12 protein-coding genes are annotated in these 13,087 nt (G+C 28.4%); 1 reads left to right on the top strand and 11 read right to left on the bottom strand.

Going from position 1 to position 13,087, the window contains the following annotated elements:
• Window positions 1-80: 80 nt before the first annotated feature.
• The 8 genes from AC0B4K_RS02480 to AC0B4K_RS02445 form a co-directional block, all read right to left on the bottom strand.
• Window positions 81-752, bottom strand: a complete 672-nt coding sequence (locus AC0B4K_RS02480; RefSeq protein ID WP_465101535.1) for a potassium channel family protein — start codon at window positions 750-752, stop codon at window positions 81-83.
• A gap of 6 nt (window positions 753-758) precedes the next feature.
• Window positions 759-2,621 (bottom strand): potassium transporter TrkG, encoded by a 1,863-nt coding sequence (locus AC0B4K_RS02475; RefSeq protein WP_465103672.1) that lies wholly within the window; start codon window positions 2,619-2,621, stop codon window positions 759-761.
• 74 nt (window positions 2,622-2,695) lie between these two features.
• Entirely contained in the window at window positions 2,696-2,938 is a 243-nt protein-coding gene (locus AC0B4K_RS02470; RefSeq protein ID WP_465101533.1) for a YneF family protein, read from the bottom strand.
• Window positions 2,939-2,993: 55 nt separating this feature from the next.
• Window positions 2,994-4,073, bottom strand: a complete 1,080-nt coding sequence (locus tag AC0B4K_RS02465; RefSeq protein ID WP_465103671.1) for a zinc-binding metallopeptidase family protein — start codon at window positions 4,071-4,073, stop codon at window positions 2,994-2,996.
• A 1-nt stretch (window position 4,074) separates the two neighbouring features.
• On the bottom strand, window positions 4,075-4,692 hold the full coding sequence (gene trmB, locus AC0B4K_RS02460) for a tRNA (guanosine(46)-N7)-methyltransferase TrmB (protein ID WP_465102928.1): 618 nt from the start codon (window positions 4,690-4,692) through the stop codon (window positions 4,075-4,077).
• A 79-nt stretch (window positions 4,693-4,771) separates the two neighbouring features.
• Window positions 4,772-7,420: a DNA gyrase subunit A gene (gene gyrA / locus AC0B4K_RS02455; RefSeq protein WP_465103670.1), complete on the bottom strand. Its 2,649-nt coding sequence runs from the start codon at window positions 7,418-7,420 to the stop codon at window positions 4,772-4,774.
• Between the two features lie 187 nt (window positions 7,421-7,607).
• Complete coding sequence (locus tag AC0B4K_RS02450) at window positions 7,608-8,393, bottom strand: hypothetical protein (RefSeq protein ID WP_465103669.1); 786 nt, start codon at window positions 8,391-8,393, stop codon at window positions 7,608-7,610.
• 2 nt (window positions 8,394-8,395) lie between these two features.
• On the bottom strand, window positions 8,396-8,860 hold the full coding sequence (locus tag AC0B4K_RS02445) for a hypothetical protein (RefSeq protein ID WP_465103668.1): 465 nt from the start codon (window positions 8,858-8,860) through the stop codon (window positions 8,396-8,398).
• A 441-nt stretch (window positions 8,861-9,301) separates the two neighbouring features.
• Between AC0B4K_RS02445 and AC0B4K_RS02440 the strand changes: the two genes are divergently transcribed.
• Window positions 9,302-10,483 carry an IS3 family transposase gene (locus AC0B4K_RS02440; protein WP_465103300.1) on the top strand — a complete coding sequence of 394 codons (1,182 nt, stop codon included), beginning with the start codon at window positions 9,302-9,304 and terminating at the stop codon, window positions 10,481-10,483.
• Between the two features lie 73 nt (window positions 10,484-10,556).
• Here the strand turns inward: AC0B4K_RS02440 and AC0B4K_RS02435 are convergent, their stop codons facing one another.
• The 3 genes from AC0B4K_RS02435 to rplK form a co-directional block, all read right to left on the bottom strand.
• The gene (locus AC0B4K_RS02435; protein ID WP_465103667.1) at window positions 10,557-11,315 is read right to left on the bottom strand and encodes a hypothetical protein; all 759 of its coding nucleotides are present in this window, start codon (window positions 11,313-11,315) and stop codon (window positions 10,557-10,559) included.
• A gap of 282 nt (window positions 11,316-11,597) precedes the next feature.
• Window positions 11,598-12,293, bottom strand: a complete 696-nt coding sequence (gene rplA, locus AC0B4K_RS02430; protein ID WP_465103666.1) for a 50S ribosomal protein L1 — start codon at window positions 12,291-12,293, stop codon at window positions 11,598-11,600.
• Complete coding sequence (gene rplK, locus AC0B4K_RS02425) at window positions 12,293-12,886, bottom strand: 50S ribosomal protein L11 (RefSeq protein ID WP_465101524.1); 594 nt, start codon at window positions 12,884-12,886, stop codon at window positions 12,293-12,295. Before rplK ends, rplA begins: the two co-directional genes overlap by 1 nt.
• Between the last annotated feature and the right edge of the window lie 201 nt (window positions 12,887-13,087).

Raw genomic sequence — 13,087 nt, 5'->3', positions numbered from 1 at the left:
ACCACTTATCGACCTTCTTACCAAGAAAATAGTAATAAAAAATGAGTTTTTTCAAACTCATTTTTTGCTTTAATGAATAATTATTCTTGTTGGAGTCATTCAAATGCTAGGCTGACATCTGAAATATCTCCAATTAAGGTAACTGTATCATTATAATGTAATAATGTTGAGCCAGTTGGGCGAATGCTTTTACCATTATTTTTTACTAAAACTAAGCTTACTCCCCGCTTGTTAAAATCAACATCTTTAACTAATTTATTATTAAGTGAGTGGTTTTTTATTGTAGTTGTACCAATTACAAAATCATCACCAATTTCTTGAAAATTTTCACTATATTTTAAAAAGTTGCTATTAGCAGCTATTAATGCAGTTCGTTTCCCTGATTCATTTTCGGGACTAACAATTAAATCAACACCAATTTGTCTAAGAACACGGCTGTGTCTTGGTGTAGTTGAGCGTGCAATAATGTTTTTAGTTCCTAATTCTAATAATGCGGCAACAATCTCAATATTTTCAGGAACTGCTACAACAACTGTGCCAACTGAACTAATTTTATTAGCTTTTAGTAAACGAGTATCAGCGGCATCACCCAAAATTAAATTATCTATATCATCTTTATAACGTTTTAGCAATTCTTCATTACTATCAATAATAGTTATTTTTTTGTTTAGTTTTAAAAGTTCATCTACAATTGATTGACCAAATCGACCAAGACCAATAATAACTATATCATCTGAATAACTAAATTTCATATTTTCCTAACCTATAACTATGTCAGTAGTTATATATTCATAATGTCTCTTATTACTTTTTTTTCTATTTCAAACAAGTAGTGATGAAGAAATTCCAAATTGACCAATAAACATTACAAAAATTAGTACAATTTTAGAAACAATATTAAGATCTCTTGTAATACCTGTTGATAATCCAGCTGTTCCAAAGGCGCTAGCGACTTCAAAGAAGATATGCTCAGACTCATAAGAGGTAATATGAGCTTCAAATGTTTTACTTAATAATGCCTGATCTGTATTAACATTTCCACCATAAATATCAAAGGAAGTAAATAAGACAAAGGAAGCCATTAGCAATATTACTAAACCAATAATAAATACCTGGCCAGCCATAAATACATTTTCAGGGTTGATGCTGCGCTTAAAAACTCTAACCCTTGAACGTTTCAAGATAACTGAAAGAATTGTTAAAGAAACAATTGCAAAGGTAGTTGTTCTAATCCCTCCACCAGTTGAGGATGGTGCTGCACCTATAACCATCATAATTAATAAAACAAAAAAACTTGTTCGTGAAAAATCCCTCGTGTTAACAGTAGCAAAGCCAGCACTACGAGTTGATAAAGAAGTAAATACTAAAGCGAAAACTTTATCAAAAGTACCGCCATACATTTGACCTTGGTTTAAAAACTCTTTTAGAGTTCCATTTTTATACCCAATTAACATACCATTCTGATCAAAAAATTTAATAATATTAAGGTGGTTTTTATTTAAAATATTAAATCATTCTTTAGCACTATCTGTTGTTAAAGCTGAACTATCATTAAGGCTTGTTAATGACCTAAGCTCTTGATAAATTAACTTACCTTGCTCAGTTGGATTTTCTGAATAAAAACTTAAAGTATAAAGCCAATTATTATAATCATTTTTCATAGCATCTGGAATGTAGACTTTATTTCAAAAGGTATTTGCATTAATTGAAAAAAATTCAAAACCAAACAACATTGCCAAACCAACTAAAAAAATTAAAAGATATGTAATTGTTGATACTTTGGTAAATAATAAGAAACGGTATTTATTTTTTTTACGTTTAAGTTTATGTTTAAAATAACGGTTTATATCATAAATAACAGGGAAGCCTAGACCCCCTAAGATAAGCAAAATAATAAATCAAAATTGCAAAGCAAAATTTTGATAATAAGGCATTAAGGATCGACCTGAAATTAAATCAAAACCAGCATTATTTATAGCCGATATTGTATGAAAAAAACCAAACCTAAATGCTAGTGACCAATTTCCCTGTGGATTAACATATCCATCAAGAGTTTGTTGGATGCCAAAAGTATGCTCAGGATTAGCATAATAAAAATAAAAACTCATGGCAAAACCAGAAACCAAAATGACAGATAAAATAAATGTTACTGAAGAAGTTAATAAATTTCCAATTTTATTTACTTCAGTATGGTTTCTTTCATATTGGATCATTTTGTAAACATTCATAGATTTTATATTTCGTTTAAAAATAAAGTTAAAAATGTAAAATTTTAAAACAAAAATCCCTAAACCGCCACAGATAATTAAGATTGCCAAAATAATTTGGCCTAGAATATTTCAATGTTGGTGTGTGTCGTAAAGAACTAATCCTGTGTTACTAAAAGCACTTGAAACTGTAAAAAGAGAATTTAAATAGCTCTTTGCACTATATCAATCTTTCTCTGGATTAGTTTGAGTAATTGGGCTTCATAAAAATAAACTTGCAATAATCAGAATTAATAAATAAACAAATAGTAAATACTTTAATTTAGAGAGTCTTTTCCACCTTTGATAAAAATTATTAAATAATTTAAAGAGTGGATTTTTTTTAAATTTAGATTTTAATATCATTATTTTCATATTAATTGAACTTTCTGAAAAAATCCAAAAAATAAAAAACATTATTATTAAATAATGATTTAATATTTATTAAATTAGTTATCTTTTGCATTTTGCATAGAACGCATGATTTGGCGGATTTGTGTTTCGCTTGCTTTTCTACCCATTTGATTAAACATCACACGCAACATTTTTTCATTTACTGGTGGGTTTTCACGCAATTGTTTTTCAAAGAATTTTTTAGTTAGCATAAAAGTAACAAATGCAGCTGCAGCTACCGCTCCAATTACTACTAATATAATCATTAAAATAAATATTCCAGTAGTCATTTCTACCATAATTTTCCTCCAATTTTTTATTAATTCTAATAATTTAAATTAATTATACTATATTTTACTTAAAAACAATATTTTGATATGTCTCATTATCAAAATCTTCTAAGAACTTAATAATTAAATTAGCAGTTGCCATTAAATCACTTATGGCACAAACTCCAATAGGGCTATGTAAATATCGTTGTGCTAATGAAAGAGTTAAAGTTGCAGCCCCGCCATTAGGAGAGTATTGTAACTCAGCAGCATCAGTTCCGCCACCTGCAGCTACAAACTTATATGCTGGTATATTGTATTTTTTTGAAATATCTATAAAACACTTAATAAGTTTTGGGTCCATAAGTGTCCCACCATCTTTTACCCTTAAAGCAGCACCTTTAAATAATGCAGTAGTTCCAGGTATTGTACCAATTGTATCATGGGTTGATGTTGTATCTAATGCTATAGCAATATCTGGTTTTATAATAGATACTGAGGTTCTAGCGCCCCTTGTTCCTACTTCTTCTTGAACAGTTCCAACTAAATATAAATCTACATTTAAATCTTTGTTTGATAGATCATTTGCAATTTTTTCCAAAATAGTTACCCCAGCACGATTATCCATTGCTTTCCCACCAAGTAAATCTGGATTATCAAAGTGTATTGTTTCGCCTGAGATAAAAATCGGATCTCCTATTTCAACACCATTATCTAGAGCTTCTTGCTCACTTTTGAAACCAAAATCAGCGTACAATTCATCATTAGTTAATGCTTTTGCAACTTTTTCACGTTCCATGATGTGAATGCTAGTATGTCCAAAAACACCTATGAATTCTTTACCAGTTCCTACTTTTAAAATGGCTTTTGTCCCAATAATAGTTGAAGCTCAAATTCCGCCAATTGCTGATAGTAAAAGTTGCCCTTGTTTTGAAATTGATCTAACAATGTAACCAACTTCATCCATATGTGCTGCAATCATTACTTTTGGAGCATTTTCAACTTTTGACTTTTTGTAAAAAATTACTGAGCCAAGTTTATCCCGTGAAACCTCATAAATGCTTGGAATATTTGCTTTTAGTTCGTCAACGATCGGTTCTTCATATCGTGACATTGCTTTGATTTCTAAATATTTTGTTAATCTTTGTTTAAAATTATTTTTCATTTTATTCCTTTCAATTATAGCGAGCAATTAAAAAATTAATATTTTTACCTTGATTTGCTCATTTTGTTTCATAGCCTGTTTGATAATTGTTAAGATTATAATTAGATTTGTGTAAATCAGTAGTGATATCTGTAATTATTCAGTTGTTTTCTTGTAATGATTCAACTGAGTAATTAAATAATTTATCATTATCTGTTTTAAATCACAAACTACCATTTTTAACAAGTAAATTTTTGTATAAATCTAAATAAGTTTTGTAAGTTAAACGGCGTTTCTCGTGAGCATTTTTTGGTCAAGGGTCAGAAAAGGTTAATCAAATTTGCTCTACTTTTCCAATAAAAATATCGCTTAATTCTTTTGCATCTTTAGTAATAATAAATAAATTTTCTAAATTATATTGTTTTATCTTACTCAAAATTTTATTAGCAACAGTTTGATATTTTTCTAATGCATAATATTTTATATTAGGATTATTTATCGCAAGTTGCACAATCATTTCCCCTTTTCCTGCTCCAATTTCAATGACATCATTTTTGGATACTTGAATTGGAAAAGTTTGCAGATAAAATTTAGAATTATTAAGTTTATCCTGTGCTGTATTATCAAAACGTAATCTCATAATTACATATTATAAATAATTATTGCATTTATAAACTAACTTATTTATAAATTATTTGATTATTTAATATAAAAACACCTTAATTATAAGGTGTTTGATTCTCATCGTGTTTTTGAGTATTATTAATATTTTTTAAAACTTCCACCGCAACAATTTGATCTTTATTACGTAAATTAATAACTTTTACACCTTTAGTATTTCTTGCAGTTTGGTTAAATTGATCAACTTTAATTCTAATTGTATTGCCATTTAAAGTGATTATTAATAATTCATCTTCTTGATTAACAAATGAGGCAAAGACTAAAGGTCCTGATTTTTCTGGATTAATACCTGTAACTCCTTTGGCCCCACGTCTTGTAACTCTATATTCAGATTCATGAGTAATTTTTCCAAATCCTTTAGCTCCTAATGAAAAAATTAAATCTCCATCTTTATTTGAAGAACCATTAATTACATATTGCCCTTCTACAAGTTTTATTGCTTTAACACCAAGCGAGTTGCGACCCAAAGTACGTACTGAATCAATATCAAATAGTGCAATATTTTTATAGTTATTAGCAACAAGGACATTATCGCCAGATGTAGCGATAAATGCTCTGACTAATTGATCTTCATATTGTAATTTAAAAGCTAAAATACCTGAGCGGCGCACATTACTAAATAATGAAAGAGGTGTTTTTTTGAAAATACCTTTTTTTGTAATGGTTGCTAAAAATAAATCATCAGCAAATTCATCAACAGAAATTATTGAAACAATCTTCTCATCTTCTTTAACGTTTAAGTTTTCTAAAATGTTAATAAAAGGTTGCCCTTTGCTTTGTTTTGACACTTCTGGAATTTGATATCCTTTTAAGGCATATGCTTTACCAAAATTTGAAAAAAGTAGTAAGTTAGAGTGTGTTGAGGATTTTAAAATTAATGAAATATCATCATCATCATAAGTCTTCATACTTGTTGAACCTGCACCTCCGCGGCGTTGCGTAGTATATTGATCTAAATTAATTCTTTTCACATAGCCATTAATGGATGCAGTAATTACAATTTCTTTACGTGGAATTAAATCTTCATCATTAATTTTTCCCACTCCATAATAATCAATGCTAGTGCGGCGATTATCACCATATTTATCCCGAACTATTTCTAATTCTTCAATAATTAGATTAACAAGTTTTTCTTCGCTAGCTAAAATTTCTTGATATCCTTTTATTTCAATATATAGTTGGTTAATTTCATCAACCATCTTTTCATAATTTAAAGCAGTTAACCGACGTAGGTTCATATCTAAGATAGCTTTAGTTTGTCGTTCAGTAAAGTCAAAGCGAGCAATTAAATTATCTTGTGCAATTTGATCAGTTTTAGAACTTTTAATAATTTTAATAACTTCGTCAATATTTAAAATTGCAACCTTTAACCCTTCTAAAATATGAACTTTTTCTTGTGCTTTAGTTAAATCATAATTAAGTCTACGAGTAAAAACATCCTTTTGATGATCTAAATAAACATTTAATGCTTGTTTTAAACTTAAGGTTTTAGGTTCTCCATTAACTAGAGCAACTAAATTTGAATTAAATGTAGTTTGTAAATCTGATTTTTGGAATAATTGATTTAGTATAATACTTGGACTATATCCTTTTTTAATATCAAAAACAATTCTAATTCCGTTAAGGTTTGTTTCATCCCTAATATCAGCAATTCCATCAATAACTTTTTCTTTAACAAGTTCAACAATTTTTTTAATAATTGTACTGGTTTTAATTGCATAAGGAATTTCAGTAACTATAATTTTTGACTTAGTGTTAGCTTTTTCGACAATTTGTGTTTTAGATCTAACGATAATGCTACCGCGTCCTGTTTCATAAGTATCAAGAACTCCTTTAGTACCTAAAATTATTCCTCCAGTAGGAAAATCAGGTCCTTTTACACTTTGCATTAATTCCATAGTTGTAATCTGAGGGTTTTTAGCTAATGCTATCGTGGCATTAATTATTTCTGTGAGGTTGTGTGGCGGAATTGAAGTAGCCATACCTACAGCAATACCTGAGGAACCACTAACTAGTAAATTTGGAAATTTAGCAGGTAAGACAACTGGTTCTTGCTCTGTTGCATCATAGTTATCGACAAAATCAACTGTATCTTTTTTAATTCCTTCAAGGAGTTCACTTGAGAGTTTTGTCATTCTTGCTTCAGTATAACGCATTGCCGCAGCTTGATCGCCATCAATTGAGCCGAAGTTTCCATGTCCGTCAACTAATGGATAGCGCATAGAGAAATCTTGTGCCATACGCACCATTGCTTCATAAACTGATGAATCACCATGAGGGTGATATTTTCCTAAAACATCACCAACAATTCTTGCACTTTTACGGTGTTGGGAACTGGGGGTAATTCCTAGTTCAAACATATCATATAGAATTCTTCGGTGTACTGGTTTTAGACCATCGCGCGCATCAGGCAAAGCTCTGGAAACAATAACACTCATTGCATATTCTAAAAATGATGTTTTCATTTCGTCATCCACAATAACTGGCTTAAGTCCACCTTGTGGTTCTGTAATTAAACTAGGTTTTACTAAATAATCATCGTTATCTTGAGGGATTATTTCTTCATCATTATCATCAATAGTTGATTCTATATCATCTTTAAAAACTACTCTTTTATCTTCTTCATATTCATATTCAGGTTCCAAAGTTTGTTTCTTGTTATCTTCATTATCTAAATTAAATGTCATTTTTTGCTCCTTTGATTGTTAAAATTCAACAAAATTATTATAAATAATAATTTTATTATATCACAAAAGTGAATTTTTGAACTCTTGCATACTCTATATTTATAACTTAGATTGACGAATGGTAAAAGCAACAAAGTAAACTTTGTTGCTTTTACCATTATTATTTATAAACTTTCAAAACATTTAGTTATTTTATTCAATCATATTCTATTTTTAAATTAATCTCATTTGAATCTGTTACTTTTGTCTTATTGAGTATAAGAAAATAACTTCTATATCAACTATTAGAACCTATTGCTTTATCATTAATTCAATTACTAGAATCAGAAATTCAAAAATATTTCTTCATTTTATAGTTTTTAGTTCATTCTAATCAAAGAGTATTTGTAACATAATCATATTTATAATTTTTTATATCCCATCCTATTTTCCTGCGATCACCCCGACTTGGCATTGATGGACTATAATAATTATTTAATAAAATTAAATCATGTGTTTCAAAATTGATGTTATCTAATAATTCTTTAAATTCTTTAATAATAAAATCTTCATTTGGATATGAATGAATTTCAGTACTAACACGTCTAAACAAGTTTATAAAATCTTGTTTTGTTTTAAAAATATATGTAGTATTTTTAAAATTATTACTTGAATAAACTCATGGTGAGTTTTGGTTGTTCTCGTCAAGTCGGACATCCATGTTACTATATTTCCATGGTTCATAATAATCATATTCACTTTTTATAGTTACCGGGCGATTGGGATCTTTTATAAATAAACTTGGATACCCCGATTCTAAAGTTAGAAGTGTTCTATCTTTATTCCAATAAGAACTACCACCTTTTTCACTGTCTTTTTGCCATTGATTATGTTCAATTCGATATCAAGTATATAATGATGTTGATATTATTAAAACAGAAGAACCTAAAAATAAAAGTGCATACTTAAGACTTTTTCTCATTTTTCAAGCCATTATTAGTTATTCTCTTCCGTAACATATGTAATTGCTACTTGAACAGGGTTTGTGTTTTTTGAATATCTATATGCCTCAAATCTATAAAAACCTGAATTTGGAACAGTGAATTCAGCAACTTCAATATTTTTATTACCAGATGAAGAGGAAGCGATTAAGTTACCGGATGTATCTTTAATTAGAAAATCTATATCGGTTTTGTCGTTGGTGCCATTATATAAAAATGCTAAAGAAGCACAAATTTTATCACCTTTAGATAAATATACCAGGCGGGAATTTTTTGATCAATCCTTATATTTATTTGATATAAATAAATTACTTATATTAATATCTGGAAACTTTTTTACTTCAAATATTAATTTCTCTGATATATGTCTGTTTTTATGTATAAAACTAAAAGAAGTTGGCAAAGATACAAATGCAAGCCCAAACATGCTATAATAAATTTTAGATTTAACTTTTTTCATTATTTTGGTAATCCTTAATTGTTCATTTATTTAATACAAAAAATTATAACATGTATATAATGCATTAGAAATAATTTATAAAAATTCAAATAATATAACTTTAAGTTAATCATAATCTTTATAATTTAAAATTCACTATTAAACCTTATAATAAAAAAAATAATTCTTAAATATAGGAAACCATAAAGTAGACTAAAAATTAATTTAATGATTTATGCCTATATCAAAAAGTTCAGACTAAACATAGACAGCAAAATTTAATATTTTAGTGACATATTAATACATATCAAAAACTTTAGACAAGGACTAACTATTCGGGCAAAATAAATCCCGACAAAAAAGCTAACATTTTAAAGTCGGACAGAAAAGTTAACATGTAAATGTTAGCTTTTCTGTTACCATTCGTTGGTACCAACGAAAAAATTTTTTGAAAGGAAAATTATGTCAAGACATTTAAAGAAAGAAGAATTTGCAAAAATATATGAAGAATATCAAAAGTCAGGTTTCCCAGGTGCTTTTCGGGCTATTTACCAAATATCACCAGGAACAAAAAACTTACAAAGAAATAGTGTAAAAGTTAGAATTAATAAAATAATTAAGTATTATAATTTAGGTATGGAAGACTTATTGCAAACAAAGAAAGGCGAAAACCGCAAAAAAGGAAGTGGCAGTCCTAAGAAGAAAAGAGAACCAAATTGAGATATTTTTGATCGTGATGATTTGTTACAAATAGCTAAAAGATATTATGAAATTACCAATGAATTACCCAAAAGTAAGAAAGTTATTGAATTAAAAAGTTTTAGCATAAGTTATGTGAAGCTTTCAGAAGTTTTTGGCATTTCTAGGCAAACAATTTCTAAAACTCATAAGATTAAAATTTCACAAAAACTCCCTAAACATAGTGATGTAATTGAAAAATCGTTCATAGAAACAAAGTCAAGATATGGAAGGCTAAAGCTAAGTGTTTACATATCTCAAAAATACAAAATAGATATAAACGAACGTTCTTTAGGGAGATATATGAACCTTTTAGGCCTAAAATGTAAGCTAAGACAAAAATCAAAACGAAAAGAAATTAAAAATGTATCTTCACAAATTGATAACTTCGTAAATCGTGATTATAACGATCAAAACAATCGAAATATTTATGCAACTGATGTTTCATATATAAAAGCACCAAAAGACGTGTTAGAATCACACGTTTATTTGTCTGCAATTTTGTCTCATAAAACTAAACAAATTGTTGGTTTTAAATTATCAAGAAGTAATAATCTAGAACTAGTTTTAGACAATTTAAATTTATTAAAACAATACAAACCCAAAAATTTTATCATTCACTCAGATCATGGCTTTCAATATACACATCATCAATATATTAAAGAAGTTCAAAATATTGGTGGCGTTATTTCGTTATCAAGAGTGGGAAACTCACTTGATAATCGAGAAATTGAATATTGGTTTGGGATCATTAAAACCGAATTATTAAATGATTTAGATTATTCCAAAATTACGTTCAATGAACTTAATGATATGATACAAGAATATGTAGTTTGGTATAATAACGATCGAATTCAATCAAACTTAAACTGAAAAACGCCAAAGCAATTTGCAATGGCATTATAAGTTACTAAAATGTTAAATTTTGCTGTCCATGTTTATTTTCGTGTTAACTTTTTTGTCGGGATTTAAGATTAAATTAATAATGCTTTTTATATTCTAGGTTATATCAATTCGATATCTTAGTATAAAAACCTAGGAAATCTCAAGGACCAGTTCCATTGATTCGTTCTAAATTCAATTCATTTATTATTATTTGTGCATTTTTATTAATTGAGAAAACTTCTCAATTATATTTAGCAGGCATAACTGTTGGACGATGCAAATTGTTAATATTTTTAATAACATTTAAAGTTACTTTATCATTATCATAAAATGGAATTAAATATTCCTCTTCTCCATAGTTTGAGTATTCAATAAAGGGTTTAATGTAAATATCTTTCAGTTTCAAAACTTCATAAACATCTTGGTTATTTAAGTATAATCTTTCAAATAATGCTTTAATTTGTCCATCTTCATTAAAGTCATTTTGATTATTTAACTCTTTAAATCGTTTAATAATTTTATCATCGAATTCTTCCTTGCTAGATATTTTAATAAAATAAGTATATGAGTACTCATACTCAGAATTAAAATAATTTAAATTAAATGTTGTGTTGTTTTCTTGCTTTCTAGGTTCTTTTATATATTCTACATTATCGCCATTAGTTTTCACTCAATCTTCAGGGGCAAATACTTTAAATTTAGAAAATCTTTGATTTGCTGGGAGAATTAATTTATATATCTTATTAACTTCTTTTATAGCATCTTCTTCAGTTAAATGTTCTGAGCAGGAGAAAGTTAACAATGGGGAAATTGATATTATTGATCCAAATAATATTTTTTTAATGTTTTTCATAAAATATGTTTCCTTTCAAATATTTGTTTCAGTTAATTGTGGTAATATTTTTTTCTGATTTACAACACATAAATTATATAATAAATTTTATATTATTACGTTCAATATATGATAGATATATCATACTTCATAATTTATTTTTTATAAACTTAATTAATTAAGAAATTTGTAAACAAAAAGTTTAGAAAAAACAACTTGGAAATCTACTATGACAGTTTTTATGTCATATATAGCTAAATATTAGTAAGTAAAAAATCAAGCCAAATAGACTTGATTTTAAAATTATTTATCAATTTTAATTTTTACACTTGGTCCCATTGAAGCAGAAACTGTTAAGTTCAACATATAAGTCCCTTTAACTGCAGCGGGTTTTAGTTTCTTGATTAAAGAAATAAGAACCCTTGCATTTTCTGCTAATGCTTGTGTTGACATTGACTGTTTACCAATTAATGAGTGTACAATACCTGCTTTATCTGTACGGTAGTTTGCTTTTCCTTTTTTAAGTTCTTCAACTGCTTTTTCAGGAGTTGGTGTAACTGTACCAGTTTTAGGGTTAGGCATTAAACCTTTAGGTCCTAGTTTTTTACCATACTTTCCTAATAAAGGCATCATAGCAGGATCAGCAACCATTACATCAAAATCAAATTCATCTTCTTTTATTTTTTGTTCAAGGGCTGGTCCATCAACTACGATATCTGCGCCTGCTTCTTTAGCCGCTTTTGATTTTTCAGGGCTATTTGTCGCAACTAAAACTCTAATTGTTTTACCTGTACCATTTGGTAATAATACAGATCCACGAAGTTGTTGATCAGCTTTACGTACATCAAGGTTTAAGTTAAATGCTAAATCGATTGAAGCATCAAATTTTGCATATGAAGTTTTTTTAGCTAATTCTATTGCTTCTTCTAAATCATAAGCAACAGTTCTATCAAATTGCTCACGAGCATTTTTGAGATTTTTAGATAAATGTCTAGCCATTATTCAACTCCTTCATTAGCTTTTTCTTCATCACTAATAGTTGTAACTTCAATACCTTGTCCTTTAGTTTCAGCTAAGTTTGCCAAGTCAGCTTCTAAAGCCGCGGCTTTCAATTCAGCAAGTGCGGCTGATTTGGCTGCAGCTTTTGCTGCAGCTTTTGCTTTAAAAATATCATCATAACCTTCAACTAAAACACCCATTTGTTTTGCTGTACCAGCAATTGTAGCCATTGCAGCATCAATATCATTTGTGTTTAAGTCAGGTAATTTATATTCAGCAATTTCCCTAAGTTGATCTTTAGAAATTGTAGCAACAATAGTAGTTTTAGCATTTTTTGAACCTTGTTGAATCTTAGCAGCTTGTTTAATTTTGTATGATGCAGGTGCTGTGAATAATTTAAATTCAAATGTCTTGTCTTTGTAAACAGTAATTAAGACAGGAACTGGTTCATCACCTCTGTCTCTGGTTGCATCGTTAAATGCTTTAGTAAATTCTGGCATGTTAACACCTACACCAGCAAGAGCTGGTCCAGGCTTTGCTTTTCCAGCTAGGAATTGCAATTTAGCAACACGTTGTATTTCTTTTTTTGCCATGTTAGTATCCTTTCGATATTGTGGTCTAGCGATATTTTGATATCTCCCACTAGTAAGAGGCAATAACTTAAATATTGCTTTTCTATTATAATAAAAAAAATAATTTTTAAAAGTTATTTTTGTTTGTTTTTTTGACTAAACACAAATTTTAAAGCAACCAAAATAATATATAAAATATCTTATTTCTAACACAGAATAAGC

The organism is Mycoplasma sp. 11548, from assembly GCF_055523555.1.
The sequence above is the reverse complement of the archived record's forward strand: the minus strand, read 5'-3'. Positions and strand labels throughout refer to the sequence as shown.